Origin of the sequence: Aeromonas sp. QDB03 (assembly GCF_027707985.1) — a bacterium.
GTDB classification, from domain to species: Bacteria; Pseudomonadota; Gammaproteobacteria; order Enterobacterales; family Aeromonadaceae; genus Aeromonas; species Aeromonas hydrophila.
On record NZ_JAPCJG010000003.1, the window covers coordinates 131704 to 157570 of the forward strand.

Annotated in this window: 31 protein-coding genes and 1 pseudogene; all 32 read right to left on the reverse strand. The window is 59.6% G+C overall.

Translation table 11 applies throughout. From position 1 onward, the window contains the following. Positions 1 to 177: 177 nt before the first annotated feature. Positions 178 to 1737, reverse strand: a pseudogene (locus PG900_RS09770) (alpha-1,6-glucosidase domain-containing protein); the annotation flags it as partial. 118 nt (positions 1738 to 1855) lie between these two features. Further along, positions 1856 to 4429 (reverse strand): tail fiber domain-containing protein, encoded by a 2574-nt coding sequence (locus tag PG900_RS09775; protein WP_270831354.1) that lies wholly within the window; start codon positions 4427 to 4429, stop codon positions 1856 to 1858. A gap of 2 nt (positions 4430 to 4431) precedes the next feature. Beyond that, entirely contained in the window at positions 4432 to 5013 is a 582-nt protein-coding gene (locus PG900_RS09780; protein WP_270831355.1) for a YmfQ family protein, read from the reverse strand. Next, the gene (locus PG900_RS09785) at positions 4998 to 6065 is read right to left on the reverse strand and encodes a baseplate J/gp47 family protein (RefSeq protein ID WP_270831356.1); all 1068 of its coding nucleotides are present in this window, start codon (positions 6063 to 6065) and stop codon (positions 4998 to 5000) included. The genes PG900_RS09780 and PG900_RS09785 overlap by 16 nt, the downstream gene beginning before the upstream one ends. Beyond that, entirely contained in the window at positions 6055 to 6507 is a 453-nt protein-coding gene (locus PG900_RS09790) for a phage GP46 family protein (RefSeq protein ID WP_111588212.1), read from the reverse strand. The genes PG900_RS09785 and PG900_RS09790 overlap by 11 nt, the downstream gene beginning before the upstream one ends. A 6-nt stretch (positions 6508 to 6513) precedes the next feature. Next, on the reverse strand, positions 6514 to 7068 hold the full coding sequence (locus PG900_RS09795; RefSeq protein ID WP_270831357.1) for a phage baseplate assembly protein V: 555 nt from the start codon (positions 7066 to 7068) through the stop codon (positions 6514 to 6516). Next, the gene (locus PG900_RS09800; RefSeq protein WP_270831358.1) at positions 7062 to 8141 is read right to left on the reverse strand and encodes a phage baseplate assembly protein; all 1080 of its coding nucleotides are present in this window, start codon (positions 8139 to 8141) and stop codon (positions 7062 to 7064) included. The genes PG900_RS09795 and PG900_RS09800 overlap by 7 nt, the downstream gene beginning before the upstream one ends. Beyond that, a complete protein-coding gene (locus PG900_RS09805) occupies positions 8134 to 9540 on the reverse strand; it encodes a DNA circularization protein (protein ID WP_270831359.1) in 1407 nt (468 codons plus the stop codon). Before PG900_RS09805 ends, PG900_RS09800 begins: the two co-directional genes overlap by 8 nt. A gap of 11 nt (positions 9541 to 9551) precedes the next feature. Beyond that, positions 9552 to 11306 (reverse strand): phage tail tape measure protein, encoded by a 1755-nt coding sequence (locus tag PG900_RS09810; RefSeq protein WP_270831360.1) that lies wholly within the window; start codon positions 11304 to 11306, stop codon positions 9552 to 9554. Between the two features lie 139 nt (positions 11307 to 11445). Continuing rightward, positions 11446 to 11817, reverse strand: coding sequence for a phage tail assembly protein (locus tag PG900_RS09815; RefSeq protein WP_270831361.1), 372 nt, complete (start codon positions 11815 to 11817; stop codon positions 11446 to 11448). Positions 11818 to 11819: 2 nt separating this feature from the next. Next, complete coding sequence (locus tag PG900_RS09820) at positions 11820 to 12176, reverse strand: phage tail tube protein (protein WP_270831362.1); 357 nt, start codon at positions 12174 to 12176, stop codon at positions 11820 to 11822. Positions 12177 to 12186: 10 nt separating this feature from the next. Continuing rightward, positions 12187 to 13677: a phage tail sheath subtilisin-like domain-containing protein gene (locus PG900_RS09825; RefSeq protein ID WP_270831363.1), complete on the reverse strand. Its 1491-nt coding sequence runs from the start codon at positions 13675 to 13677 to the stop codon at positions 12187 to 12189. 2 nt (positions 13678 to 13679) lie between these two features. Further along, positions 13680 to 13859, reverse strand: coding sequence for a DUF2635 domain-containing protein (locus PG900_RS09830; protein ID WP_264098352.1), 180 nt, complete (start codon positions 13857 to 13859; stop codon positions 13680 to 13682). A gap of 8 nt (positions 13860 to 13867) precedes the next feature. Then, a complete protein-coding gene (locus PG900_RS09835; RefSeq protein WP_270831364.1) occupies positions 13868 to 14482 on the reverse strand; it encodes a hypothetical protein in 615 nt (204 codons plus the stop codon). Then, entirely contained in the window at positions 14479 to 15036 is a 558-nt protein-coding gene (locus PG900_RS09840; RefSeq protein WP_270831365.1) for a phage virion morphogenesis protein, read from the reverse strand. The genes PG900_RS09835 and PG900_RS09840 overlap by 4 nt, the downstream gene beginning before the upstream one ends. After that, positions 15036 to 15470: a gp436 family protein gene (locus tag PG900_RS09845; protein ID WP_270831366.1), complete on the reverse strand. Its 435-nt coding sequence runs from the start codon at positions 15468 to 15470 to the stop codon at positions 15036 to 15038. Before PG900_RS09845 ends, PG900_RS09840 begins: the two co-directional genes overlap by 1 nt. A 3-nt stretch (positions 15471 to 15473) precedes the next feature. Then, positions 15474 to 16022, reverse strand: a complete 549-nt coding sequence (locus PG900_RS09850; RefSeq protein ID WP_270831367.1) for a hypothetical protein — start codon at positions 16020 to 16022, stop codon at positions 15474 to 15476. Positions 16023 to 16056: 34 nt separating this feature from the next. Further along, positions 16057 to 16569, reverse strand: coding sequence for a tail needle knob protein (locus tag PG900_RS09855; protein WP_270831368.1), 513 nt, complete (start codon positions 16567 to 16569; stop codon positions 16057 to 16059). 3 nt (positions 16570 to 16572) lie between these two features. Continuing rightward, positions 16573 to 16827, reverse strand: coding sequence for a hypothetical protein (locus tag PG900_RS09860; RefSeq protein WP_270831369.1), 255 nt, complete (start codon positions 16825 to 16827; stop codon positions 16573 to 16575). A gap of 112 nt (positions 16828 to 16939) precedes the next feature. Further along, positions 16940 to 17839, reverse strand: coding sequence for a Mu-like prophage major head subunit gpT family protein (locus PG900_RS09865; protein WP_270831370.1), 900 nt, complete (start codon positions 17837 to 17839; stop codon positions 16940 to 16942). A 15-nt stretch (positions 17840 to 17854) separates the two neighbouring features. Further along, on the reverse strand, positions 17855 to 18802 hold the full coding sequence (locus tag PG900_RS09870; RefSeq protein ID WP_270831371.1) for a phage protease: 948 nt from the start codon (positions 18800 to 18802) through the stop codon (positions 17855 to 17857). Positions 18803 to 19171: 369 nt separating this feature from the next. After that, positions 19172 to 19963 (reverse strand): phage head morphogenesis protein, encoded by a 792-nt coding sequence (locus PG900_RS09875; protein WP_270831372.1) that lies wholly within the window; start codon positions 19961 to 19963, stop codon positions 19172 to 19174. Continuing rightward, positions 19956 to 21536 (reverse strand): DUF935 domain-containing protein, encoded by a 1581-nt coding sequence (locus tag PG900_RS09880; RefSeq protein WP_270831373.1) that lies wholly within the window; start codon positions 21534 to 21536, stop codon positions 19956 to 19958. The genes PG900_RS09875 and PG900_RS09880 overlap by 8 nt, the downstream gene beginning before the upstream one ends. Next, positions 21533 to 23122 (reverse strand): terminase large subunit domain-containing protein, encoded by a 1590-nt coding sequence (locus PG900_RS09885; protein ID WP_270831374.1) that lies wholly within the window; start codon positions 23120 to 23122, stop codon positions 21533 to 21535. Before PG900_RS09885 ends, PG900_RS09880 begins: the two co-directional genes overlap by 4 nt. After that, complete coding sequence (locus PG900_RS09890; protein WP_005301732.1) at positions 23122 to 23706, reverse strand: DUF3486 family protein; 585 nt, start codon at positions 23704 to 23706, stop codon at positions 23122 to 23124. The genes PG900_RS09885 and PG900_RS09890 overlap by 1 nt, the downstream gene beginning before the upstream one ends. 2 nt (positions 23707 to 23708) lie before the next feature. Beyond that, positions 23709 to 23840: a hypothetical protein gene (locus PG900_RS09895; RefSeq protein ID WP_270831375.1), complete on the reverse strand. Its 132-nt coding sequence runs from the start codon at positions 23838 to 23840 to the stop codon at positions 23709 to 23711. After that, positions 23837 to 24085 (reverse strand): hypothetical protein, encoded by a 249-nt coding sequence (locus PG900_RS09900; RefSeq protein WP_270831376.1) that lies wholly within the window; start codon positions 24083 to 24085, stop codon positions 23837 to 23839. Before PG900_RS09900 ends, PG900_RS09895 begins: the two co-directional genes overlap by 4 nt. 17 nt (positions 24086 to 24102) lie before the next feature. Further along, the gene (locus tag PG900_RS09905; RefSeq protein WP_005301742.1) at positions 24103 to 24399 is read right to left on the reverse strand and encodes a VpaChn25_0724 family phage protein; all 297 of its coding nucleotides are present in this window, start codon (positions 24397 to 24399) and stop codon (positions 24103 to 24105) included. Positions 24400 to 24410: 11 nt separating this feature from the next. Continuing rightward, complete coding sequence (locus PG900_RS09910; RefSeq protein WP_005301745.1) at positions 24411 to 24734, reverse strand: DUF2730 family protein; 324 nt, start codon at positions 24732 to 24734, stop codon at positions 24411 to 24413. Continuing rightward, positions 24724 to 24966 (reverse strand): TraR/DksA family transcriptional regulator, encoded by a 243-nt coding sequence (locus PG900_RS09915; protein ID WP_042007613.1) that lies wholly within the window; start codon positions 24964 to 24966, stop codon positions 24724 to 24726. The genes PG900_RS09910 and PG900_RS09915 overlap by 11 nt, the downstream gene beginning before the upstream one ends. Continuing rightward, positions 24963 to 25574 carry a hypothetical protein gene (locus tag PG900_RS09920; RefSeq protein WP_270831377.1) on the reverse strand — a complete coding sequence of 204 codons (612 nt, stop codon included), beginning with the start codon at positions 25572 to 25574 and terminating at the stop codon, positions 24963 to 24965. The genes PG900_RS09915 and PG900_RS09920 overlap by 4 nt, the downstream gene beginning before the upstream one ends. After that, positions 25559 to 25867: a hypothetical protein gene (locus tag PG900_RS09925; RefSeq protein ID WP_126882419.1), complete on the reverse strand. Its 309-nt coding sequence runs from the start codon at positions 25865 to 25867 to the stop codon at positions 25559 to 25561. Before PG900_RS09925 ends, PG900_RS09920 begins: the two co-directional genes overlap by 16 nt.

Genomic DNA, 25867 nt, shown 5'->3' on the forward strand with positions numbered 1-25867 from the left:
CACAACCAACAGCCGCCCCAACGGGGCGGCTTTTTTATTGCCTCGCCCACAGTAAAGAAAAAGCGCGGCTGCCGGTCGGCAGTCGCGCTTTGCTTACTCTCTCGGAGTTATCCCACCCTTGGCGAGGTGGAATTCAACCCTGGGGTGCCGAGCCAGCCCCGGGCTCGATGGGAATGGCTACTTGGCGCTGCACTCCTGGATCACAGCGGTACCGGCCTTGGTGCCGGCCGGGTCAACCTTCACCAGCACGCTCCACAGCCCCTGCGGCAAGGTGATGCTGTTGTTGGCGCTGCCCGGCTGGGAGAAGCCGATGGCATAACCCGTCTCCGCCGTCACCGCGCCGCCGCCGTTGAGCAGGTACTCCTTGCTCCAGTCCTCGTTGGCTACCTTGAACTCGGTACTGCCGGTGTAGTTGAAGGCCGCCTGATAGATGGCGAGATCGCCTTCCATCCCCTTGTAGCTCAACTGGTACTGGGGCTGAGCGGCCCAGCCGGAGAGCTCGCCCTTGACGAACAGGTTGTAGCCGAGCGGATTGCCCGCCACCGTGTCCAGCACCTTGCAGCTCTGCACCGGCTCGGTGAAGCTGACGCTCAGGGTAGGCTTGTCCTTGTTCATGGCGGTAAACACGAACTTGTAGCTGCCCACCTTGGCCAGATCGAGCCCGATGTTGCCGGTATCGCCGCCCTTGCAAAGGGTCAGCGGGGTGCCGACCACCAGCTTGTCGCCCGCATTGCAGCTGCCGTAGTTGAGGGGACCCCAGCTGGCATCCGCGATCTTGACGTTGGTGGTGCCCAGCTTGTCGCTGCTCACCTCGGTGGTGAACTCGTACATGAAGTTGCTGCTGAAGGTCATCTGGTTGGTGTTGCCCCACTCATTGAGGAACCCCTTCAGATAGACGGCGGTGTCACCAAACGGCGGTACCGTGCTCAGATCAGTCTTCTTGCCGACCGGCAGGCCGCTGCCCTGGGCACCGCTCTGCGGCTTGACGAACACCGCTGCCGACCAGGCACCCAGGGTCAGGGTACCGCCATTGACGGCCGCATCGCGGGCGATGCTCTCGCCGCCGTGGTGGGTCGGGCTCAACTGCAGGCTGGTCAGGTCGATGGGCTGATCATTGCCGTCCCGGAAGTCGCTGACGCTCTGGGGAGCATTGGTGGCGTTGATCATCACCACCAGACCGTCGATGGCCGGATCCAGATCCGCCCCCGCATTGATGCCGTCATCCACCGTCATCACGATGAGGCCGGGTTCCTGATCCGGGCCGGTATTGCGGAAGTCGACCCGCTTGATCACCTCGGCACCGCTGCCCAGACGCAGCAGACGGGAAGATTGACGCAGCTCGGCCAGCTCCTGATAGAAGCCCACCATGGTCGCCATGTCGGCACCGCTCGGCTTGACGTGCTTGCCGAGTACTTTCTCGATCAGCGGATAGTTGTCGCCATCCTTGTCCTTGCGCGGCAGCCCCTTGTCGAAGTTGTTGTCGGCCAGGGTATAGTCGACCCGGTTGTACCAGTCACCCGAGTCGTAGCTGTCCCGCTCCATGGACTTGGAGCGCAGCAGCTCGACACCGGCGTGGGTGAAGGGAATGCCCTGCCCCAGCATGGCGGTGGCCAGCGATACCCCCTGCATCCGCACCAGATCGGCCCCTTGCGGCGCCTTGTAGATCAGGTTGTCGAACAGGGTCTGGTTGTCGTGCTTGTCGACGTAGTTCTGGATTTCGGTCGGATCCTGGGTGTAGCAGCGCGAGTGGATTGATCAAAGAAAGCTAGAGTATTGAACATTGGGGTTAGTGATCATTACTCTAGCGGGAAGAGCTAAATAAGAGATAACAAAAGGCCCAAATGGCCTTCTATTATCACAGTCCAGCAGAATTTAGACGCTCTTCAATCAAAGCAATCTGACGATCTGCTCGATCGGCTCTACGACGTGCCGCTGAAGCAATAAGCCACAGGCACTGGTCAGGACGTATACCCCAGCGGTCTCCAGCCCACTGAACCTGTATTTTCCCCCCGGTTGGGCGCTCGACGACCTCCCCGTCTTCATGGGTAACCGTCTCCATAATATCAATAAACGCATCGTCCCACTTGTCGTAGCAAAGGAGTCCGTAGTCGCAACCATCAAGCCCATGCTTTTCGAATGCATCACGAACCTGTTGAGCGATTGGGCCAAAATGCCAGCGAGCTGACTTGTCACCCTTCTTAGTGATAGATTCAAGCCACTTCCACACATTGATACTGATTTCGTCTGCGATATCTAGTAGCGCGTCATCTATGTTTGATGGTGGTGTTTTTTCTCTGGAATCAGACGTCACTATGATGTTTGTGGCGAAATATCCAGTTGCCCAGCGAGCCGTATTCCTTCCGTTTGCCGTGGTGTTATCAACACCAGGTTCAAAAGACCTTATCGCCGCTCGATCCCATACCGAAACTATCGGCACGTATTGATTGGTGTCATCGTGGTACGCGCAGACAGAGAACCCCGCTTCCTTGGCGGCAGAGGTTCTGAACGCAACAGAACCCTTCCCCACATTGAAAGTGCCGCTATAAAACTGGTTGTCGAACAATATTCCTGGCTTTGCCTGAGTGCCATCTGCAAGGGTTTCAGAAAATATCTTGTACCCTCCGATGGTTACGCTATCAGGCAGAGTTTGATTTAGCGCGTAGTTACCACCTGGGTACGCAGTAAACCCGCGACCAATCCGGTATGGCACCATTCCAACTGGAACTGTGACATCTGAGAACTCGGCCTGCGCAGATGAGAATATCGCTGTTTTTGTCTGACCATCTGACGGGATAGCGTCACAGTTAATCCGCTTGCACACTGTTAGTGCGTTGCCCCCTGAATCCCCGATGATGCGGTTCATGTAACCCACGTTATCGACACTAAATCCGTTTACCCGTATGTCTCGTGATCCAGGGGCGGTACGTAACCAACCTATATCCCGATTGAAAATGTATGTTCCTGATGGAATTGCCGGGACTCGATATATATTTACATCGTTGATATCTATGTTTGCTGCCGGGCCAATGTTCACCATTGAAGCGGGAGCAGAATACGAACCATCATCGTCAGCTATGTATACAGATACTCCGTTAACCTTGCAGTCCATGAAGTTCTGGAAGTCTACAAATCTACTGGGGAATATGGTGCTGCCGTCATCAAGGGTTGGCTTGATGAAAACAAAGTTATTCACTTCAATTTTCCGCGCGCGCCAGTTTGGCGTGTCATAGGTTGCGTCGGTAACTGGGTCTGCCCACCCACCTATCCCAGTCATGCATCCATGTGCCCACGGATCATTCCACGTCACGTCATATGCAGCCGGGGCGTTACCGTGCGTTGCCACGGAAAACGCCATGATTTTTGTCCCGTTACCATAGGCCCTTGGTGCATTCAAAACCACGCCATGGCTACCATCGTCGATCTCGATTGCTTTCTGTGTATTTGTGTATGTGCGAGCGGCCTTGGCCGCGTCCGTGATTCGGCTGGTGTGGCCCTCTATCAGTACGTTATAGCAGCCGTGAGTTGTAAGCCCGTCATCATATACCCAGTCGGTGGTGTCGCAGTCAGAAAGAACTACGTTGAAAGGGCGACCAACTGGAACCCCAGCATGACCAATACCAACCAGATTGTCCTTCCAGCAAGCTACATCAATGCCGTGCTGCGGACCGCCGATGGCGTTAACCCTAACAAACATGGAGTCATAGATAGCCCCAATGCGAATTGCTCTACCCCACTCACCAACATATCCAGGTGTTTTTGCGCGATTGAAGCCGTTAGCATCGACGCACAGATCAAACATCAGGCAGCTGCGCAGATAGCTGAACGTGCTGTATGTCTCATTGACAGGAGCAATGAGGTCCAACTCACCCGGCATGGAGGCTGAGGCCTTGATGACAGGGCGATACTTCCCTGGCCCCATGATAGTCGTCCGGCTGTCGTAGTAGACGGTACCGGTGGCCATTGCAAAGTTCCCTTCACCAGGGTCTGGGATACAGATTTTCTTTCCGCTCTGGAATGCGGCGTTCAGGGCAGCAGTATTATCAGTAACATTGTCGAATTTAACGCTGTACGGAGCATCAGTAATACTGATCCATTCAGCATTCTTATCTGCTTGAGTTCGGTCAGCAGAAATACCTATAAGTGAGGCGCCACCTATGCCAGCAAGCTCCTGCCGTAGAGAGCTTTCAGCCTCAGAGGCATGCCATTGAATGGCCTGCAACAGCTGGTCATCATCCGTCTTGCTCGGGTCAATGCCGGCAGCGTCCAGCACGTTCAGCACTTCGTTGGTGATGGCATTGAACCAGTCACCGCCTGGCACTGTAGGAGGCACACCCGCACCGCCTTCCGTGAAGTATTTTCGCACCGCAGATGCAACAGGCTTGCGCGCCGGTTCGGTATCTACGCCAGTTCCAGTGTCAGGCCAGTACATAGTTACACCTCATAGTTAAAGTCGTAGTAAAAACCAGCCAGTTTCAGGCGATTGAGCACGCATTCGAGCACCAGGGGTGCGTTGCCACGCAAAGGGGTCAGCACGTTGTCCAGCACGGTGAAGCGGTCTTCTGGCATGTCGAGCACGTCCACGCGCAGCACGAAGCGCGTAGAGGCGGGATAGAGTGGATAGTTGACGTCTCTGAGCACGTGATGGGGCCACTGCTCATAGACCTTGACGGTGAAGCCCAGGGCAGCGGCGATCTGCTCAATCATCCAGGTCTGCAGGCCGCCTTTGCGGTGGTACTTCTCGACCACAGCGGCGCGGCGGCGTTCGAATGACTGCTCGGCGGCCTCGCACTCCGGCAGCGCCAGATAGGCTTCCCACTCTGGCAACAACAGGTTGGTGGTCTCGGGTCGCATCTCCAGCAGTAGCTGGTCGGCACTGAGTTCCAGAGCGGCCAGGCGCTTGGCAAAGCCCATGACATACTTCGGCAATGAAGCATCGACATCACGTGGCCAAGCGCGGCCACGGGGCATTTGCTGCTGGAGTGATTCACCCCATTGCTCTACAGAGTGGGCCACGTGATCACCCCGATGACGTTCAATTCATCGATATCAGCCGGCACATCAGCAGCCAGATCGAGGGTGTAGTTTTTCACCCCGGCGGCGGTGCCAATGGCAGTGCGGATTTTGGAAAGCAGCAGGGTGTCGCCCGGCTGCAGGGTGCGTTCGTAACCGTCCAGATTACGCTGGATAGCGGCGCGGATATCGGTACTGTCTGGCGTGGGAGTGATGGCTAGATCAGTTGTCTTGAGCAGCGGGCCGATAGGCACCGGCTCAATGCCACCAGGGCGCCCAACCAGCACGCCGGTCGCAGGGTCTGGATGACGGAAGAGGTACTCCATCATGGCAAGCGTGTCAGTCGGGGTCGGCAGGATGTCGATACGGTCATCGAAAACCCAGCCAATGCCTACCGTGCCACCGCCTTGCCAAACGTCATAGGCCCACGCCCTGGTGACACCGGGCACCTCCCGCATCCAGGCCACGTAATCTGCCACAGCGCCCCCCATGGGCGGGTTGCGCTTGCGAAACAGCAGGCGTTCCAGCAGCTCAGCGATAGGCTCGATGTCGGCACCACCACTGATATCCCCACTGGCGCCGCTTGATTGCAGCCCTGGCACAGGCGTGACCAACGTCAGCACCTCTCCCGGCGGAAGATTTCCGGCGGCTCCGACGGCGGTGGCCTGCACCTGAACAGCGACTGTGCCGCTGCCGGGGCTGGCGCTGGATGTCACGGCATACTGGCGGCCATCCTTGTGCTGCAATACTGTACCGACCGGCGCAGGCACGTTGCCGCTCAAGGTGGCAGGGCCAGCGGCATAGGTAGCTTGCTTGCGGATCACCCCTTCAAACTGGGCCAGCTCAATGATGGTCTGGTCATCAGATTCAGTGGTGGGGATGATCTGGCGCACGATCCAGGCCTGGTGGTCATAGGCATCGCGGATGCCGGCACTGACGGCGATATTGAGCGCCTGTTCGATGCTGAACTTGGGCAGCACAGTGCCGAGGCTGGATTCCAGATCCAGCTCACCACTGGCGATGATCTGGCGCAGAGTGGGCACGTTATAGGGCATTGGCTTGCGCCTCCCAGCGCTGCTTGATGCTGAGGGTCATGGCCGAGCCATCGGGACGGGTGATGGCAATATCGAGTTGCAGCATCTGGAGCTGGGGGATAGCGCCGGTGACGACGACTTGCTTGGCGTAATCGGGCTTTAAATGGCGTTCAAGGGCTGTTTGCGCATAGGTCACCGCCTTGTTGCGCACGTCCGTGGTTAGCTTTGACCGGTCGAGCAACCAGAGCTTGCTGCCCCATGGCTCATCAGCGAAGGTGTCGCCAATCCAGCCACGGCGGTCGTTGGTGCCATCAGGCAAGACGTCAGAGGGATCGGCGCGGGCATCGGTGAACAGGATCTGCAACACCAGGGTGGCGAGGCCATCATCCTGACGCAAACCGGCCGAGGTGATTTCGATATCGCCTCGGCCGGTTTCGTTGTTCCAGGTGATTGCTGTGGTCATCGCCCCTCACACGGGGGCGGATGTCTGACCTCCCCCTGACTGATCGTGAATATGACCCTTGAGAGAGGTAGTGCCGGTAGTCACATCCGTATCGGACGAGATCTCGCCGGTCACCTTCAACGGGCCTTGAATTTCGGTATCAGGGGACATCATGGTGATTTTTTCGGAGGCACTGATAATGACGGACTTCGCGATGATTTCGACTACGCCATCCTTGCGCAGAATGACGCGATGGCCTTCCAGATGGTACAGACAATTATCACCCGCTTCCAAGTCTTTGGGGCGCGCTGACTTATCTTCTACCGCGATGGCTACCAAGCCAGCACGGGCACCACCAAGGCCCAGCACGATGGCCTCAGACCCTTCTGGCGGAACGCTGGTGTGGCCATAGTTCTGGAAGCGCTCCACATCATCCGCCCCCTCGTCAGCCAATACCTTAAGCTGCAGGTTCTGCCGCTGCAGGCCATCATCCACCAACGTTACTCTGGCCCTATCAGCAATCAGGCGCAGGCGGCGCGACAGAGGCGCCAGCAACTTCTGCACATCACGAATGGTCACCATGTGGTTACCTCTTTGGTCTGTTTCTTGGCGACTTCTACCGGGATCAACATGGCCTCGCGGGGCATCAGGTTGATGATGGCTTCGCGGCCGTTCTTATCGTCTTCCATCAGGGTGATGGTGATAATCAACCAGCTTTCATCCAGCCCCTGGATCTCGTCTTTGACGGGGCAGAGGCGGTTGGTTCGCCAGAGCGGGCCACGGTCACCCTCTATGCCCTGGGTGCGCCAGCCAGCGACGGTCACCTCGGTCTGGGTACCTTCGCCGATGCTGCGCTGTTTCTGCCACTGGCCGCGCTTGCTGGCCCCTGCCACGGTGGTGACGTCTTCGGCAATGATGATGCGGGGGCGATAGCGGGTTACGGCAGGATCGGTAATCGTTGCCTTCTGGCCGCCAATAGTTGCCGGGGCCGTGTTATCCCACGTCGGCCCGCCGCCATAGCTGCTGCCCTTCACAATCCATTCTGATGCCCGGTCGCGCATGCTGAACTGGCCACGGGCAGCCAGGATGTTTTCACCTAGGACAAAGCTGGCCCCCATGACCTTGTCACTGGCCTGAGTCAGCACCAGCTGGCCCAGTTCGTTGGTGGTGAGCAAGATCCCGCGCTGCTTGGCCAAGCGGTCGAGCAGCTCGAAACAGGTCTCGCCCTGCTCGATGGCCACGCGAGGGAACGCCTCCCCCAGATCGCACTCGACCAACACCTCTATCCCGAATGGTTGGCAGATATCACGGGCAACTCTGTCCAGCGTCACGCCTTGCCATTGACCGCTCTTATAGATGGCCGAGCAGTCCACCAGGTCACTGGTCTTGCTGCGACCACTGACCACCCAGCTGACCTCTTTGGCGTCATAACTGGGGATGAAGTCATCGATATAGCCGGTCAGTACCAGGTCAGTGCCGATATGCACGGTGCAGGCACTGCCCTCGCGGATCGCCATCGTCTTGGCATTGTTCCATTTGCGAGTCAGGCTCAGCTCGAAATCGCCGGCGATATCGCGCAGGCTGCGGGTGATGCGCACCTTCTGCCATCCCTCATAGAGCTGGCCATCGACACGCAGGGTAATAGGCTCAGCCATTGGCCACCTCGTCGATCACATCGATTCGGGTGCTGGGGGTGATGAAGGCGGGATCACGCAGGTTGTTGCTGCTGACCAGGCGATCGCGGTACTCGGTATTGCCATACTGCTGCCAAGCCAGCAAGGCGGCAGGCTTGGTGGTGGCCAGCGTGAGCTGACGGCGGCGCGGCAACTGGGCACCCCGCTCGCGGCTGTCATTGAGCAGGGCAAGGCGCAGGTCACGCAAGGAGCGCCACACGCCGCTTTCGCCAGCCTCTACCGCATCCATGGCCAGCTCGGCCAAGGTGGCGGCCAACTGGTTGGCCATGGCCTCCAGGTCATCGGCAGTCAGCAGCAGGTTGCGGTCTGCCCCGATGACCCCATCCATCACCACGGGGCGGCTCAGCTGGTTGTTGACCTGATCGCCAGTGAGGGATTGGCCGATAGTGACCGAACCGGCAGGATCCGCCGTAAAGTCGCGATCGCTGCCAAAGTTGGCACTGGCAATGGCGCTGGCGGCAGCGGTGGCTGAGGCACGACGGATCAAGGCCGTAAACGCCACACCATTGGCCATGGCCGCATCGCGCTCGCCAGGGGTATCAATGGTCGGCACAGATGACGCACTCCCGGCAGTGGCATCGCTGATGATGCCAGTGGGCAGGCCGCCAGTGATGGCCAGCTCTGCCCGCATACCTTCCCAGCGGCGACTCACGTTGTCATAAACGGAGAGCGCCCTGATGGGATCGGTGACGACACCCTTGATGTCTTCGACGATACCCGTTACCTCGCGGGCCAGTTCGCCCGGGTAGGCCAGCAGGCTACCGACGCTATCCTTGGTACGCATCAGGCGATCAGTCCATTCACGGAACTGATCCGGCAAGGTGGGCAGGCCACGGGTCAACTCGTCCAGGTCATCGAGCAGGGTATCGACCATGGGGCCCATGTTGTCGATGCCGGCCAGGAAGGAGTCCAGGAAGGATTGCTCAGTCGCGCCATTGGCAGCGTCGGCCGCATTGCCCAGGGTGGCGGCGGTATCGATGGCAGCAGAGGGGAACAACCGGGTACCGGCTTCCCACACGGTGAAGGTGACATAGACCACCCCGTCTTCTTCGTTGTCCAGGCGGTGGCTGACTTCGCCAACTTGCACAGTGCGCACGCCCCACCAGGGGTGGATCATCTCGCAGGTACCCGGTTGGTTCAGGGCATCGAGCAGACTGCGCAGCTGGGTCAGATAGTCTTTTCCGACCAGCTTGCCGACGATCTGCTCGTTGGTCAGCACGGCGCCGTTGTCTTCTGTCCATCCGCTTTCGCGCTTGGGGTACTCACGGGGGATGGCGCGGCGTCCGCCCTTGCCATCCACGGTATTCAGCAGGAATTCAACGCCCCGTACCGAGGCGGTCAAACGATCTTCAAAGCTCATTCAAACCTCGCTTACGGCATCAGTGAAGGGCCGTTATCCACATTCACTTTCAGCCCGGGTGCGGTATCGCGGGTACGGACGGTAATGCGATCATCCCTGACGTTGATATCAAGGGTGCCAGACAAATTATCAGGGCGCGGGCTGGCGCTGATGTCCCTAGTAAAAAAGGCCTTCATCTCATCGAACACATCAAGAATGCCGGGGGCTTGGGGAATGCCACTGGCCGACATGCCATTGGCCCGGCTGATATTGATGGGTGAGAAATCTGGGATCATGCTGATACCCGCCGCGACGGTACCGAACTGAACAAGGCCGGCAGGACTGAATCGACCCGGCTTGGTACCTGGCTTGCCTTGCCCACCGCCGCCGAGATCCGGCCCACCCATACCACCGCCTGGCATGTTGACCACATAGACGGGAGTCGCGCCGAGATCGGCCATGGCACCGCCCATACCACCGGTACCGCCCTTGCTGGGCTTGGCTGCATCCCAAACGCCCTTGGTCCAGCGCACCGCATCCACTCCCTTCTTGACGGCCACCAGACCACCGACCACCAGGGCGATGTTCTTGCCAGTCTCCAGCCAGTTTTGCACGGCATCCGGTTCCAGGCTGTTGATGGCATTCGCCAGCTCTGCCACGGGGCCAGCCAACTGCTGGTTGGCGAACTGGTTCCAGCTGTTGCTGACCAATTGCAGGCTGGCGGCAAAGTCATTGGCCGCCACAGCGGCATCGTTGAGAGTCGTGGTGCCGTCACCCGACAGTTGCAGAAACTCGTCGAACGCCTTGACGTCGCCGGTCTGGACGAACTCAGCGATAACCGGTTTCAGTGCCCGCTTGGCTTCGTCGGTCAGGTTGAGCATGGAGAGCTTGCTGGAGAGACCGCCAGACTTGGTGACGATCTCTTCAATCAGCGCCGGCAGGGAGCGCATGACCTCTTTTCCCTGCTTGAGCTGCTCAGGGTCGAATACCTGGATACTGCCCAGCTGCTTGAGCTTCTTGACGGTATCAGGCCTGGTCAGGTCACGAATAATGGATTCGAATGCTGTCACCGCTTCGGCATCAGAGCCGACGCCCTGACGGATCACCTGCAGGGCGGCACCCAGTTCGGTGACTGCTTCTGCACCCTGGCGACCGGTGGCGGCATAGGCCGCGAATATCTTGGGACCCTCTTTGGCCATATTGCCTAGGGTAAAGGCCCCGCTCTTGCCTTGCAGGTTGAGGGTGTCAATGGCCCTCATGGCCGCCTCATTGTTCTGTATGTTGAGCTTCTTGAATTCGGTGAAGATGCCACCGACCTCAAGGCCGCCAGCACCAGTTGCCTGGATCACGGCGGCAATATTGGGCAGGTTGGCAATCGCATATTCGAGATCGCCGGTTTTGGTCAGGATCTCTTCGATAGCGGATGTCGCTTCGGCAGGGTCAATGCGAATGCCCTTGAGGTTGGATACGCGCTGGATCTCGTCATACAGCTCTGCTGACTTCTCGCGGCTTATCTCGGCAGCGATGGCGATACGGGAGATCCGGCGGTCGAGCTGCGAGAAGCCACGCACTGCGGAACCACCGACGACCGCCGCCCCCAAGGCCACATAGCGATTACCCAGGGCATCGATACCACGGCCAGCAGCAGAGGCCGACATCTTGAGCATATTCATAGCTCGCTGATTATTGGCAGCGAACTGGGTCATGCTCTGTCCATATTGCCGCGCCTTATTGGCAAGGTTGCCAGCAAGATTAATAACAATATCGGTGACAAGTTGCTTGCCCATGGCGTTTCCTTTTTATTTTCTTGGCGTGAGAGCTTGCTTTAATTGGTCAAAGCGGCGCAGCAAGTGGCGAATGGGTAAATATTTCAGCTCGGCTGTGGGGATATATTTGCTCATGGCCAACATGAGCCCCATGACCGGATCAGCCAGCTGAATTAGATCGCCCCCGCTCTTCCAATGCCTCTGTCAATGCCATATCCAATTCTTGGGCTTTGCTTTGCAACAAACCGAAATCATCGACATGCAATTTCTTAAGCAGCTGCATAGGCAACGGGCCTTTTATTTCGCCGATATATTCCACTTGGCGGCAAAGCAGGTTCAGGCCATAAAGCACATCGCTGGTATAGGCAACCGCCTTACCGTTCTGCACTACGACCTTCTCGGCATCGAGCTGTGCATCAATCAGATCGGCTGACGTCAGTTCACGCAGACCGACTTCACGATAAAGGAGCGACTGTTCGTCGCTCCCTTTGCCCGGGATCCCATGTTTGAGTTGGAAGGTGATCCGTGCCATGGTCAGATCCCCACTACTTTGTCGCCGAAGAAGGTGGCCGCGATATCGCTGCTGTCTTCACGCAGGCTGGCTGGTTCGTTGGTACTGGCCTTGGTCATCATGTAGCTGACCCCGTTATCCCCTTCCCAGGTGAGGGTCGCGTCTTCGATGGCGTTGATCTCGATGACATCGACATCTTCATCGGCGGCGATCACCAGCTCGATGCTGGGCGGGCTGTACTTCCTGCTCTTGCCCCATACCTTGCCAGGGCCGGTGTGTTGGGTGCGGCTGTAGCCGCCCGGGTTGAGCGTGGCACCGCCCTTGGTTTTCAGTTGCTTGCCATTCGCGCGAATGGTCACTTCACCCAGGATTTGTCCCATGGTGTTCTCCTTACAGTTTGAACTGGATCAGGTCTGCGAAGACGCGCAGCTGGTTGACAACGTCCGGGTGGCACACGCAGTTGAGGCGATTGCGATCGGCGGTGTCTCGGTAGACGTTCAGAGTCTCTTTGAACAGGTCGAAGTTTTCGATCAGGCCGGCTTCAACCCAGCCAAGCGCTATTTCCAGAATGGCCTGTTCCATCAGCTTGGCCGTCACTATCGGCTGCGCCGGATCAATCAACGGCAGCACGTTGTCATCGGCCAGCTTGTGGCGCGGGTAACGGGTCGTGACCATCACTTTGGTGTCGTAGCGAATCTTGCCCAGGGTGGCCGCGGTGGTGATGTCCAGGTAAGACGGATCCGGGTCGCCGTAGCTGTTGAGCTGGTACATCGAGATCTCGCGCTCAATGGCCACCACGTCACCTGGCTGGATCTGGTAAGTCGCGATACCGGATTTCAGCAGGTTATTGCGCTCGTCGAAGGCGAAGCGATCAGCTTTCGCCGGCGCCAGAATGCCGGGCAGTGCCAAGGTCTGCAGCGGGCGGGCCGGGTCGATGGCCAGGTGATAGGCCGCGATACCACAATAGCTGGCCGCGAACTCCCAGCTGGGGCTCGGTGACTTGCTGGTACCCATGCAGGAGAGCAGGAAGTCGTTGCGACCTTCGCCAAAAGTGATGGTCTCGCCATAGGTACCCCGGAAGGCGGTATAGGCGATGGCCTCGCTCATCTTGAGCGGCCCCCAACGTTCGAGCAGCTCGTCACGCAGAGTGTTGAGGCTGGCGGTGTCGTTGAACGGCATCATGATGTGGTTGTACCACTCGTCCGGCATGGCCGCGATCAGGGCGGCCATATCGGGCGCGCCAGATCCACCGGTCATGGCCACAGTGGTGATTGTCACCCCGGGCGGCAGCTGCTCTCCGGCGTAGTAGTTATGACGCAGGTCGATGTCATTGCCGGTCAAGCCCTTCCACTTGGCGGTGATATTGACCTTGGCGGTGTCGGTACCGTCCACAGCAGCCGTCACCGGCAGGTTCTTCTTGGCGTTGATGGCGGCGGCCACGTTGGTGGCAATGGTGGCAGCGGTTGCCGAGGCAGCCACGCCGACCTGCAGCGACTGACCGGCGATCAACAGGTAGATGGTGCCCGCCTGGGTAGCAGGGCCACCGAATTTGTGGGAGCCGGCAGCGGCAGCACCCGCGGCGATATCACCACAGGCCAGCGCAAAGGTGCGGGTGTAGCTGTTGGCCTTGCGATAACGCTTGGCGGCCAGCGCCATCATGGAGCCGACACCGAACAGGGCATCAATGGCTGACTCGCTGACCGGTACTTCTGTGACCGTCAGCGGGGCGGCGGTGCCCGCATCTGCGCCGGCATCGGTCATCTGGCCGAACAGCAGCACGTTCTGATCCTGGGCAATGTTGCCGCTCAGGGCCTGCGAGTTGTCGATCTCGATGTAGACGAGCGGCACGCGCACGTCATTGGGGATGGTTCCGAGAGCCATGGTCACTTCTCCGCTTTCTTGTTGGTGGCCTTGGCGGCCGGTTTCACATTGACGACATCGCCATCGGCGAGCCGCTTGAGCCAGAAGCTGGTGCGCGGTACCCGTTCACCCTCTGCAGCCAGCTTGCTGCCATCCGGCTTGCGGATGGTCAGCCCCTCTTTCGGTTTGAGATACAGTTCCACGGTTGCTCCTATGGTGTATGCCCTGGCAGGGTGATGTCGGCCTCGCAAACAGGGGCGCCATCAGCCAGCTCAGCCTTGAAGTTGAAGCGCAAGAAGTCGTCCAGGGTGGCAGGGTCGATGGGGTTATCGAGCGGCCAGTCTTGGCGCCACGTCACCGACCAGATGGCCAGCCCCAGCTTGTCGATGCCGGTGGTGTAGAGGTTATCCATCCGCACCCCTTCGGGGGCCTTGCTGGCATCGGTGCCGCGCCAGCCGCCGGTCCACATCAGGGCAGTGGCCAGCCGACCGGCGATCACTTCGGCCCGCTGGTCTTTGGCATAGCCGAACTGGTCTGCGCAGAACACAAAGGCCGAGAACTCGATGGTGCCGATCAGGTTGCCTTCGCGGCGCATCGATACCACCCTCATCGCGGCGATGCGGATACCACCCTCACGGTTCCCCATCCAGCGCTTGATATCGTCCGGCTCGTTGAAGCGGCCGATATGGCGCTCGACGGTTTGCACCCGGTCAATCACCCGATCCGCGCCGGGGCCTGCGGCCTCCAGATAAGGTTTGAGATACTGCACCACCCCTTCGCAGGCGCTGACAGTGCTGCCGATGGTGCCAAAATCCGGGCGACTCATAGGCCTGCCTCCTTCATCACGTCTTGCCAGAAGTCGCCAATCACGGCGAGCAGTTCGGTCTGGTTATCGCTGGAGAGGCCCAGATATTCGCGCTGGGGGATCTCCATCATCCTGGTAAAGCTGCCGACCGACTGATAGACCGGGAACTTGAGCGCCTTGCCGAACGCCTGACTAATGCGGCGAACGTGGGCAGGCACCTGCACTGACCCGCTGAACCCATCCTGATGCACGCCGGCATAGGCCAAGGCAGAGCCGACACGCACCTGGTTGCGTTGCACCTGGTACTCGATGCTGTCGAGCAGATCGCCATCACCCTGCAGCAGGCTCTGGTTGCCGTGGCGGGTCTTGCCATAGTCGGCAGACCAAGGCGCCCAGGGCGTACCATCCGGCGCCGTCTTCTCGTCGCTGATGCGGCGGCGGGTCTGGCTTTCAACCACAGCGCCAATGCTCTCCAGCAGCTCGGCCTTGTGGTCGCTGCGCCCCAAGGTATCGAGCAGGCGCTGATAACGGGCCAGCTCTTCTCCCCTGGTTGAGACCTCAACCGAGATCGCCATCACAGCACCCCTTTCAGGCTGTTGCGGGTAAACAGGCGCTCGTTGTCCTGCACCAGCTCCACCTTGCCGACCGCACCCTCTGGCGGCATGTCAGGGGTTGGAAGGCCCAGATCCACCTTGCCGGCCGCAATCTCTTTGACCTTGGCGATGGCCCGGTCATAGCGGTCCTGCAGCAGGTCAGTGACCTGGTTATCCCGATCGCCCAGCCAGTAGAAGGCGATGACCACGGCCTGGCGCTTGAGCAGATCCGGCACGGTCGGCAGCGGCAGCACAAAGCGACGAGACAGGTAGCCGTTGATTTCGTCATCGGCGGTGGCCAGCGCCTCATCGATCCAGGTGTCGTTGAGGGTGTCAGTCGAGCGGTCGAGGGTGAAGTTGTAGAGCATGCCCTCGTCACGGTCGATCAGGTCCTGTTTCGTCGCGTAGATGGCCATGGGTTAGTCCTTGGTGACTTCGCTGCCGGGTACCACGGTCAGCCAGGATTCCTGGTGAACACGTTGGGCCTCGGTCGGGGTCAGGTAGCAGCACGGTATCTCGCAGTCGTGGTCGTGCGGCACATCGGCCTTGGCAGTCACCACAAACACGCGGGTCGCGCCGGAATGCAGGAAGTGGACACCACAGCGCCAGAAGCCGGCCTGCGACTTGGCCTTGACGTCGAACTGGCCGAGCAGCCAGTCTGCACTGGCCTGTTGCTGCTGGACCGGTTCAAGGCCCAGCGCCTTCAAGGTGATATCCGTCGCCAGCTGATGAACCTCTTGCTCGGTAACCGGCTTACCATTTGCTTGGCGCGCTTCTTCCGCTGCCAACATCTCTGCTTGCTTGGCGGCTTGCTCAGCAACCAGATCCACACCTTGCGCTTCGGCTGACTGCTCCAGCGCTACGGATTGCAACGGTTCGGCTTGCGTCTGAACCAGCTCGGCACTTTGACCCACTGCTGCAGCTGCCAGCTGCGGGCTTTTGTCGTCTGCTTTCTTGCGAGGTGCCATTTCAATGCTCCTGTAAAGGGTCAATACAGGCGGATTACACCGCCGATATCACGGTTTCAGTGGTGATTTGCTCGGCGATCAACAGCACGCCGGTCAGGTTGAAGGTGCCACCATTGCTGCGAATCACCGGCTTGGTGCCGTTGAGCGCGATAAAGCCGTTCTTGTCGATAGAGAAGAAGGTCGCCAGGGTGATGACATCACTGGTGACGGCGACATCACGACTGGCCACCAGGCGGTTGCCATTGGTACCGGCAAAGTCGAGCTGCATGGAACGGTTGGTACTGCCGCCGGTCCAGCTGCCTTCCAGGTTGAGCTTGAAAGCCACACTGGCGTTGTCGTTGTAGACGTTCAGCTTGTCGCTGGTCGTGTTAAAAAACGGGGCCAGCGTGCCAGCTGCAGGCGCCGGCAAGGCCTTGAGCAAGGCAACCAGATCGCGGTTGGTATCACCGGGGATAGAAACACCGGTCAAGCCAGACCAACGCACTTCGCTTTTCTTGCGCGCCGGCAACGGTGTGCTGGGGCCCTTGAGGAAGTTGTCGCCAAACATGGGTTATCCCTCCACCACAACCAGCGGGCCGTCTGGCTGTTGCCGCGCACGGGCATAGATATTCTGGGCCGGGTCAAAGCTCCAACTTTCACGCTTTCCGCGCTCCAGCGTCAGGCCAACCATTTCAGTGGGCGCCGGCAGGGTATTGCCGGTGCGGAAAATCACCAGCTGGCCTGTCTGGTTTTCCATGGTGCCGCTGACAGCACTGGAGACCAGCACCCAGGCGGTCGTGCTCAGCGTCTTGGTGGTCGTGGCCATGGGGTTCTCCTGGGAGCCTGGGCTTCGACGCTTGGAAGCTCCACCCAGGCTGGGTTGATGAATGCCTGGGCTTCATCGCCGTGAAGCTCTGCCCAGGCCTGCGGGTCACCGATTACGGCAGGAACGGGCTGATATGCAGCTCGACGTTCTTGTAGTTGATGTTCGACTCGCCGTTTTCCAGATTTGCCCGATCCAGGATTTCGCGGGCGGCAGACTCGTTACTCGGGCCGACGACCAGCAGGCGGGCCATGGTGCCGAGCGGAGTAACCCCATCAGTCTCTTTGTAACTGGCCATAAGCAGCTTGCCCGCTTCGAAGTTAGCGACGGTCAGCGCTTCTTTAGAACCAACGGCAGTCTGAGGGAGGCCAAAACCATAACCGTGGCGACCATCCGGACCCATTGCCACCTTGTTCTGGAAGAAGGCATATTCGCTGTCAGCACCGACGAATTCGAGGGAAAACGGGCGACGCTCCTGGAAGATGATTGGCAGCAGGATCTGCGTGTTATCGATCAGGAACCAGGGAGCGCCGGTCGCAGCAGGATCACCCACTACGTTGGAGAAGGTGCTGGGCGTCGCGGTTTCGAACGGGTGGTCAGTATCGAAGAAGTTCTGGCCATCGAAACAGAGGGTCGAGAAGCCGTTTTTCAACAGGCCATAACAGTTCTGATCCGGGAACAGACCGATCTTGCGGCCCCAGCCGTTGGAGATAACGCCATACTTGCCGATCGCATCATCTTCGAGGTCTTCGCGCTTGATGACTATGGAGGCTTCATAGGTCTTGTTGGCGATCTGGTAGCCATGGGATCCCAGCTCAACCAGCATACGGGCTCCGACCCACTCCTTGATGCCTGGCAGGTCTTTCAACCAACCGTAGTTCTCGGCGCTGCCAGTGCTGCCCACCTTGGTGGCAATCTTGTTCCAGGTCGGGGTAGTGACGCTCAGGCCTTCGACGAAGGCGGAACTGGCGCCTACCGTCAGGGCTTCAACGATTTGTGCTTGAGTAAGTGCCATGTTAGCGGGCTCCTATTATTGGGCTTTCTGGGCGGCCTTGGTGGCCTTCCAGGTTTCGGGCTTGACGCCCATCATGCGGCACATGGCCAGCTCGTCTTTGCTCAGCTCGCCAGTCTGCTGCTCATTGGTCTTCACCTGGCTGGCATCGGCGATGACCGGCGCGGCCTCGACGAACTTCTTGAACTGCTCGACCCCACCTTCCTGGCGGCACATGCCCAGGAACATTTCTTTGTTGGCCGGGGCGATCTTGCCGGCGGCGATGGCGTCATCGACCAGGGCACCCAGCTTGGCCTCTTCGGTCTGCTTGACCTTGTCCTCGGCGGTGGTGGCGCGGTTCAGGGCCAGCTCGTAGGTCTCTTTCGGGACGAACTTGGTCAGGTCAGGGCCGGCATTGGCACGGTTCAGGGCCAGCTGATGATCGGCCTTGAGGGTATTGATGGCGGTGAGCGCGGACGCGGTATCCGCATCAGCACCCAGACCCAGGGCCTGGGTCAGTTCAACGGGCAAGGGCATTGGAGTTTCCTCACGGTTCAGGGCAGGGAGTTGATCGAGGTTGGGCTCGTTGGTCAGGCCAACGCTGGCGATGCTCAGCACGGTGCCGGCGTCGTCGAAGGTGAAGGCCGGAGAGTAGAATGCGTATTCCTTCTTCTCCAGCATCTCGCGCCCTTCGCTGTTCCAGTCCACCATGCCCCACACTTCGCCGCCGATGTTCTGCAGGGCGAGGATCCAGCCAACAGCAGGAGCTTTCTCGCCCTTGGGGCCTTTGATGTGGGTGGCGTGCTCAACGTCGAACGGACGCTTCTTGGTGAACGAGGCCACCACGGCATCCGGATTGCTGTTGTTCCAGGTACGCCCATCATTGCCGCCGAATACCCCAGGGGGGATCAATGGCAACCAGACCTTTTCGTCACGGACAGTCTGGCGAGACAGGTCAAAGCAGAGGGCAAGATAGGTCTTGGGCATGATCGCTCCGTCACATAACAACCTCCCGCCAGGTGGCTGAGTGGGTTGAATGAACAAGTTGTGTAGACGAATCGATGATGCGGGAGTGAGCCCTGGCGAGTGTAATGACGGTTTTCGCTGTGAATGGATGGGGCGGGATGGCAGAGGGAGGGCAGTTCACCAGCAGGGAGAAGAAGCGCTGGTAGAGACGTCAGGATGATGACCGGACATCAACAGGGTACACAGGATCGCGAACGGGGAGAAGTGTCACATTGGATGATGAATCGAAATCGCAGGTTCAACACCCACTACAACCATCTTTAAACACCCTTTAAATCGCTTCAGATTGAGCGGTGGACTTCACAGTCATGCGCTGGTAGCCAAAAACGCTCACAGCGGCGCTGAGAGCGTTTGACGCATGGTTTGTTCTTTGGCTGCCAAGTCGGCTTTCAAGGCTTGCTGTCGGGCCTTGCCTGGATTGTAGTTCCACCCAGGCTCGATACCGCTGGGGAGCACCTCCACTTCCCCGGTGCGTTTGTTCACCCACTCCCGGTTGCCATCGCTCGGAGCGGCGAACTGATAGCCCTGGGTGCCCTCCAGCTTGGCGTATTCGAACTTGCTGATCTGACGCACCCAGCAGTGACAGCCCCAGCCGTTCGGCGGCATGTGGGTTTGCCACCAGGGATCGTCCACCGGCAGGGTGATGCCGTTCCAGCTCACATGCAGGGCGCGGTGCTCGCGGGCAGGCCCCAGCTGATAGACCAGGTAAGGCATGGCCCGCTTGGTGCGCTCGATGCGCTGCCACTGGCCAGCAGCGCGGGCGGTGCGCATGTTGGTGCGGTAGATGGTCTTGATGCGCCCCTCGCTGCCGAGCTGCACCTGCTTGGTTTCACCGGTCGCGGGGTCGTCCATCTGCTGGATGCCCCACCACCCGGATTTGACCAGCAGCGGCTTGATGGCGGCGGCGAACTGCTGATAGGTCTGCCCCTGCTCCTGCGCCTGCTCGACCAGGGCCCGCACCTCGACCAGCAGATCGGCGTTGAGCATCTTGGCCACGGTGAAGGCGTTGGCATGCTCTTCCTTCCACACGTCGCGATAGTCAAAGCCAGGCTGCAGCCCCTTTTTCTTGAACCAGTCGAGCGCCTCTTTTGGCGGAAAGGCGGACGCCTTGGGCTCAGGCATCTTGCACGTCCCCCATGCCGCGCAAGCGGAAGGTGTAGTCGGCCAGCTGCCGGGTGAACTGCTCGGCGCTCAACGACTCCTGCAGGGCCAGCAGGCCCGCATTGAACTCGTCGAAGCTGGCGGCCGTGGCGGCCAGTTCGATGATCGGGTTCATGAAGTCATCGCCGCCCACCTCGACCCAGTCGCTCATCGCCTCCTCGGTCAACTGGTCGATGGCCTGTTCGTTCGGCTGCTGGATCCGGTTGATGGCCAGGCGCTGTTGCGACGGCAGTTGCTGCTGGCGGTTCAGGGCCAGCGGCTGCACGGCGGCTGCCTCCATCACTGACATGGGTTGCAGCACAGATTCATCAGCTTCTGGCTCTGCCATTCCAAACTTGTCGCGAACAGCGCTTTCACTGATACGGAGGCCACGGTCGATAAGCGGAGTTACGCTATCAACAAATATTTTGAGGTCTTCAGGCTCAGGAACCTGAATAGTGACGCGCGGATAATCTTCTTTTGCGCCCCAATTCAGGATGATGAATGGCTTAATCAAATACTCATTGATGGTTGCTTCCAGCTGGCGCGCATCCCATGTTGCGATATCCAGCCTTACTTCATCATGAACCTCTGCCTGAGAACGACTACTGCCGTTATCAGTGGTCATGGTCTGGCCGAGCACAGCTTTACTGATTTGCTCATCGCACCAGCGGGCCTGATTCTCAAAAAGAGTGTTGCCGCCATTGCCCTTGGCAGTCTCTACCAGCTCAATAGACATCCCCTCAGGGATAACAGCACCCGCATCAGACGCAATTGTAGCGATCGCATTCTTGAGCGTATTTATCTGCTCAGGTGTGGCGTTTGCACCGTACTTCCCGATCCGGATAGGAATGCCATATACCTCAGCAAAAGCCCACCAGTCACGGATAGTGAACGACTTGAGCATATACATCACAGCGCATAGACGAGCCAAACCATTGCGCCATACACTGCCGGATTTTGACCGCGGCTTATGCACGATGAACTTATATGGCTTTAGCGGTTTTCCCTGTGGCGCATCATCGCTGATCAGCAGGATCTCGCTCAGGGTGTCGGCATCCGGCCGTAGGTAGCGAGGATCGACCCATTCATATGCGTTAGGAGTCCAACGCGTGGCCGTAGTCTGCCAAAGTATTTGGCAAACTCCGAGCCCCTTACCAAGACCATCAAGCAAGTCGAAAAGAAGCTCTGGAATCTTGTCACCTTCCATGATTTTTCGAACTTCATCAGCCAACATTTTTTCTTCTGGACTATCTCCACTTGCCTCAACGCTTGGTTTAATCTGCGCCACTTTCAACTTGCGGGTACGAAGGACAGATCCGTAATGGAGATCTCGCTCTTCGATCTCCTCGGCCAGGGTCATGTAATCCTGCGGATTGTTGCCATCCACCACCGATCGCAGCAGACCAGCCAACCTCTGCGGAGTGATGGTACTGGCAACGCTGTTGGGGCGCGGATTGCGCACACTGGTGGTATGGGCCTCAGCGATATTCTCGCTAAGCACTGTTTTGTCGGGTTTGATGGGGTTTCCCCGTGCATCGAGAATGGTGGTCACAGTAATCCGCCTCCGTTACGCAGGCCACGGGTCAGGGCCATCTGCCGTTGCCCGTCCTGGTCTTTCTGGGGGGCACCCACCTTGGCGATGCGGTGCAGTTCGTAGATATGGTTCTCTGCCCGGCTGGCCAGATAGGCCAGGAAGATGGCCACCGCCGAGTCGCCGTGACGCTTGTTGCCATCACTGCCCTGGGTGCGGCTGTCGTCGATGCCGGGGGTGCCCCGGTAGATCTGGATCTGCCCCAGGTCGGTGATGATGTCTTCGTGGCGCGGCAGCTCCAGTTCGTCATCTTCAAAGGCCGCCTTGAAGCGCGGCATGTTCTCGCGGTAGAAGCCGACCGACAGCATCACCTGTACCACCTCTTGGCCGTAGCGATAGGCGGCCTGTTCGGCCAGATATTGGCCATTGCCACGGGCATCGAGCCAGATGCCATCGCGGCGCGGCAGGCGATCGCAGATGAAGTAAAGGGCCTGCTCCTGCTGTTTGAACGGGGTGTTCTTGAGCTCGACGGTGAACGGCACCCGGCGGCGTGTATCCGGCAGCACCTGGATCGGGGCAAACACCGTCAGGTCACCGGAACGGGCGAAGTCTTCGCCCAGGGCGTGGCGATGGCTGCGGTCCAGCTTCATCAGCTCGGGGAAGGCTTCGGCCTCCAGCCACTCCTGCATCTCGGCGTTGCGCTCCGATTCGCTGGCGCTGTTGAAGGTGGCCGAGCCGGTGAAGCGCAGCACCGGCCCATCTACCCGGCAGGCCCGTTCGCGCAGGCCACGGGGCAGGTAGGCACCGCCGCCGCTCTTGGGCTCGCAGTAATACTCCTCCCGCGCATCTTCTTCTGTGGCGGTGTCGCGCAGCAGGTTGCGCAGCCACTCATCCTGCAGTTCTTGGGTCCACGCCTTCTTGGTGACCTGACAGATGCGCTGATAGAGCCCCTCGTTGATGGCCGTCTCGATGTCGATGCGGTGCACGCTGAACCGTTTCTTGCCGGCGCGGCTATCCATGATCAGGGTGTTGAACAGGTTCTCGATGCCGTTGTGGGTCGAGATGATGCGCACCTTGCTGCCCCACATGGTCAGCGCCAGCGCGGCCTTGAGGATGGCGGCAAGGGCTTTGTGGAAGGCGCCTTCGTCGATCACCACGTTGCCCTGCATCCCCCGCAAGTTGCTGGGGTTCGAGCTGAGCGCCTTGATCTTGAAGCCGCTGGCGAAGTTGATGACATAGACCAGGATGTCTTTGTCTTCATTCCCCAGCGCCTCTTCGCCCACGTCGCTGGCGGCGCAGTTGTAGGCGCGGGCCCACATGGCGCAGGCGTCGATAAACTCGCGGGCCATGTCTTTGGTGGTGCCGACATAGAAGGTGTCACAGCCGCCGGCGCTGGCGGCCATCGAGCCGTTCAACGCAGCATCGGCCGCCTCTGCCCAGGTGAGACCGGTACGCCGGCTCTTCTCGGCGATCTTGAGCGGCGAGGTGTCGGCAATCCAGCGCTTCTGATATGGCAGCAGCACCTCGTTGGGGTCGAACTGGCCGCCAATGATGGCGGCCGCGGATTGGTTGCGCAGGGCATTCTCAGCCGATGTCAGGTGGTTCATCACGCTATCCCCAGGATCTTGTTGCGGATGTCGGCGGCCGTCTCTGCAGAGACCCCGGCCTGAGTCACAATCTTCTCGGCAGCGGTGGCGGCCTCGGCGGCGAACGCGGCGCGGATCTCCTTCTCGACTTTATGGCTGGTCATAGCGGCGGCTTCGACGCGCTGGATCACCAGGGCGAGCTGCCCCAGCGATTTTGGGTCGATCATCTTGCCGTCTTCCCCTTCGCTGGCGTCCATCATCTTCATTGAGGTTTCGAACGCCATGGTGCGCACAAACTCCTGCAGCATCTTGCCCAGCTCGGAGGTCGGGGCCTGACCGAGCTTGGCCGTCCACACCTCGGCCACTTCTCGGGCCTGTGCCATGCGGCTGCCGGCCTCTTCCATCCGCTTGAAGTAACGGTTCAACCCGGTGCGGCTGATCTGCTCTTCCGGCGGCAGGCCGGCTTCCAGGATGAGCTGGTTAACCTCTTCCAGGATGGCCTTCTGTGACATGGAGCCAGAGCGCAGCATGGCCGCCAGCTGGCTGCGGATATCTTCCGGCAGCTGCTGGATCTTGCTCTTGGTGTTTTTGGTCTTGGTGGTCATGGTTACCCCAGCAGCTTGTCAATGAACGGGGCCGTGCAGCCCCAGAGCGCGGAGACGGGATCGCCAACAATGGCCAGCGCCAGCAAGTAGCCGAACAACATCATGGCGGCGATATCCAGCAGGCGAGCTTTCATGCGTGACCCAGCTTGCGAGCGCGGCGGGTGGCCCGTTTGGCCTTGGCCAGACGCTGGGCCCGCTTGACGGACGGCAGCCCGCCATTGAAGGCAGAGCGGTAGCGGCTGGCGCGCCTGACCTGACGAACATGGCGTTCAATCGCTTCATCCAGCGATGCTGGGTCTCTCCAGTTACGGAGAATCAGCGGAGAGAATCCACCAAGGCCACCCAGCACCAGCCCCACCAGGGCGCTTTTCATTTTCATCAGCAGCTCCCTCATGGTCACACCGGACGCGGTTTCTTGACGCCATCCACCACGGCCTGGCCAGTGGCCACGTCGTCACCCCGGCCGGTCAGCTTGGCCACCAGGGTCTTGCCAACCTCATCCACCGTCAGCAGGCCCTGCTCCTCCAGCCAGCGGATGTGGTTGCGCACCACATCGCGGCTGCAGCTATGGCCATACTCTTCCAGGCACGAATCCAGGATCGATTCGTTGGCCGAGTAGCCGGCCATTTCCCGCAAGCTGCGCAGGATCAGCAGGCGCTGATCCGACACCACAAATTCTCTCATCGACGTCATATAACCCCCGTTTATTTCTCGTTTAAACGCTGTTCGAGCAGCAGGTTGATCTGGTGATTGGTGGGCTTGAGCTGGGCGGTGAGGGCCTTGATGTCCCCCCGCAACCCTTCGAGCTGAATGCCCAGCTCATAGAACTGCTCCTGGGTCGGCAGGTTGTCGACGCGACTTTCGAGGCTGGTAACGCGGGTGGTCAGCTCGTCCATGGCAGTGCTCACTTCTTTCAGTTCTTCGCGGCGGGCAAAGGTCTTGCTCAGCCACAACATGACGATGGTGGCCAGGATCGCCACCCCGGTGGTGATGACGCCCCACCACTTCGGGATCCAGTCAAACTCCATGGCGATGCCTCCCCATGCTCTCGCTCCAGCTCTGGCAAGGGACGCAGCGCACGGCGTCTGGCGCTGCCTCCAGCCGTTCACTGGCAATCTGTTCCCCACAGCTCAGGCAGAAGCGGTTGCCGGCGGCGTCCTGGTCAGGGGTTTCGGTACCGCGTCTGGCCAGCTGGTTGGCGATGGCTCTGTCGCGACTCTCTTGTTCTTGTTGTTGGGCACGGTCAAACAGGTCGGTCATTTGGCCCTCGTCAGCAGGTTGGAGACGGTGCTGGTGATGGCGGCGCCAACCTTCTGGCCGCTGGCCTTGGGATGGGGGGCAAAGCCGTCGAGGGTGCGCAGGCCGAGATAGGCCCAGGCCGGGGTCAGCAGCAACAGCACCATGTCAAAGTCAGGGCCATCGCCATAACCAAATGCCTTGAGCACGCTGAACAGCACCACGTAAATGGCCGATACCTGCCAGCTTTGGCGCGCCATCAGCGGGCGGGTGTGGCGCACGTACTCATCCTTGTTGCCATCCCCTTCACGGATGGTCTGTTGGGTAGTGGCCTGCTCGGCCTGGCTGTCGGCCAACTGCAGCTCCTGGCGGCGGGTCTGTTCTTTCTCCAACTCGATCTTGAGCTTTTGCAACTCGACCAGCGCAGTCGGATCGGTGATGCGGCCGAGCTGTTCTTCGATGCTGGCTTGCTGCTGGGCGGCGGTCAGGCCGATGCCGGAGACCTGCTCGACCATGTCGGCTACCTTGTTCGCGGTATCGCTGCCGCCAAACAGGCCGGCTATCCCCCGGATCAAGGCGGGCCCCTGCTGCACCGCCAACGCGGCCAGGGCTGGGATTAACGGGAATGGCATGAGGATTCATCCTTTTTGAAGAGGGCCCGCAAATTGGCGCAGTGCACCGCCACCTTGTCGTTGCAGGTCGTGAGTATTTTGAAACGGTGACGATTCCGGGCGGCGTAGATCTCGGCGGGGGTTACAGAGCACCAGCCCTTGGCGAACTGGCTTTGCATGGTGCCATCGCGGCTATGCAGCGGGACGGTGCGATCAATGTCGCACTCGGCCACGCCCTGCTCTGCCATGGCCCGCTCCAGCTCCAGCCGCTTGCTGCGGCCATGGTCAAAACTCCACTGCCAGTTGCGTCCCAT

Excerpts from the sequence above, each read along its gene's own strand:
- PG900_RS09775 (WP_270831354.1), bottom strand. The coding sequence starts at position 4,429 with ATGTACTGGCCTGACACTGGAACTGGCGTAGATACCGAACCGGCGCGC.
- PG900_RS09785 (WP_270831356.1), bottom strand. The coding sequence starts at position 6,065 with ATGCCCTATAACGTGCCCACTCTGCGCCAGATCATCGCCAGTGGTGAG.
- PG900_RS09790 (WP_111588212.1), bottom strand. The coding sequence starts at position 6,507 with ATGACCACAGCAATCACCTGGAACAACGAAACCGGCCGAGGCGATATC.
- PG900_RS09795 (WP_270831357.1), bottom strand. The coding sequence starts at position 7,068 with ATGGTGACCATTCGTGATGTGCAGAAGTTGCTGGCGCCTCTGTCGCGC.
- PG900_RS09800 (WP_270831358.1), bottom strand. The coding sequence starts at position 8,141 with ATGGCTGAGCCTATTACCCTGCGTGTCGATGGCCAGCTCTATGAGGGA.
- PG900_RS09805 (WP_270831359.1), bottom strand. The coding sequence starts at position 9,540 with ATGAGCTTTGAAGATCGTTTGACCGCCTCGGTACGGGGCGTTGAATTC.
- PG900_RS09810 (WP_270831360.1), bottom strand. The coding sequence starts at position 11,306 with ATGGGCAAGCAACTTGTCACCGATATTGTTATTAATCTTGCTGGCAAC.
- PG900_RS09815 (WP_270831361.1), bottom strand. The coding sequence starts at position 11,817 with ATGGCACGGATCACCTTCCAACTCAAACATGGGATCCCGGGCAAAGGG.
- PG900_RS09820 (WP_270831362.1), bottom strand. The coding sequence starts at position 12,176 with ATGGGACAAATCCTGGGTGAAGTGACCATTCGCGCGAATGGCAAGCAA.
- PG900_RS09825 (WP_270831363.1), bottom strand. The coding sequence starts at position 13,677 with ATGGCTCTCGGAACCATCCCCAATGACGTGCGCGTGCCGCTCGTCTAC.
- PG900_RS09835 (WP_270831364.1), bottom strand. The coding sequence starts at position 14,482 with ATGAGTCGCCCGGATTTTGGCACCATCGGCAGCACTGTCAGCGCCTGC.
- PG900_RS09840 (WP_270831365.1), bottom strand. The coding sequence starts at position 15,036 with ATGGCGATCTCGGTTGAGGTCTCAACCAGGGGAGAAGAGCTGGCCCGT.
- PG900_RS09845 (WP_270831366.1), bottom strand. The coding sequence starts at position 15,470 with ATGGCCATCTACGCGACGAAACAGGACCTGATCGACCGTGACGAGGGC.
- PG900_RS09850 (WP_270831367.1), bottom strand. The coding sequence starts at position 16,022 with ATGGCACCTCGCAAGAAAGCAGACGACAAAAGCCCGCAGCTGGCAGCT.
- PG900_RS09855 (WP_270831368.1), bottom strand. The coding sequence starts at position 16,569 with ATGTTTGGCGACAACTTCCTCAAGGGCCCCAGCACACCGTTGCCGGCG.
- PG900_RS09860 (WP_270831369.1), bottom strand. The coding sequence starts at position 16,827 with ATGGCCACGACCACCAAGACGCTGAGCACGACCGCCTGGGTGCTGGTC.
- PG900_RS09865 (WP_270831370.1), bottom strand. The coding sequence starts at position 17,839 with ATGGCACTTACTCAAGCACAAATCGTTGAAGCCCTGACGGTAGGCGCC.
- PG900_RS09870 (WP_270831371.1), bottom strand. The coding sequence starts at position 18,802 with ATGCCCAAGACCTATCTTGCCCTCTGCTTTGACCTGTCTCGCCAGACT.
- PG900_RS09875 (WP_270831372.1), bottom strand. The coding sequence starts at position 19,963 with ATGCCTGAGCCCAAGGCGTCCGCCTTTCCGCCAAAAGAGGCGCTCGAC.
- PG900_RS09885 (WP_270831374.1), bottom strand. The coding sequence starts at position 23,122 with ATGAACCACCTGACATCGGCTGAGAATGCCCTGCGCAACCAATCCGCG.
- PG900_RS09890 (WP_005301732.1), bottom strand. The coding sequence starts at position 23,706 with ATGACCACCAAGACCAAAAACACCAAGAGCAAGATCCAGCAGCTGCCG.
- PG900_RS09895 (WP_270831375.1), bottom strand. The coding sequence starts at position 23,840 with ATGAAAGCTCGCCTGCTGGATATCGCCGCCATGATGTTGTTCGGCTAC.
- PG900_RS09900 (WP_270831376.1), bottom strand. The coding sequence starts at position 24,085 with ATGAAAATGAAAAGCGCCCTGGTGGGGCTGGTGCTGGGTGGCCTTGGT.
- PG900_RS09905 (WP_005301742.1), bottom strand. The coding sequence starts at position 24,399 with ATGACGTCGATGAGAGAATTTGTGGTGTCGGATCAGCGCCTGCTGATC.
- PG900_RS09910 (WP_005301745.1), bottom strand. The coding sequence starts at position 24,734 with ATGGAGTTTGACTGGATCCCGAAGTGGTGGGGCGTCATCACCACCGGG.
- PG900_RS09915 (WP_042007613.1), bottom strand. The coding sequence starts at position 24,966 with ATGACCGACCTGTTTGACCGTGCCCAACAACAAGAACAAGAGAGTCGC.
- PG900_RS09920 (WP_270831377.1), bottom strand. The coding sequence starts at position 25,574 with ATGCCATTCCCGTTAATCCCAGCCCTGGCCGCGTTGGCGGTGCAGCAG.
- PG900_RS09925 (WP_126882419.1), bottom strand. The coding sequence starts at position 25,867 with ATGGGACGCAACTGGCAGTGGAGTTTTGACCATGGCCGCAGCAAGCGG.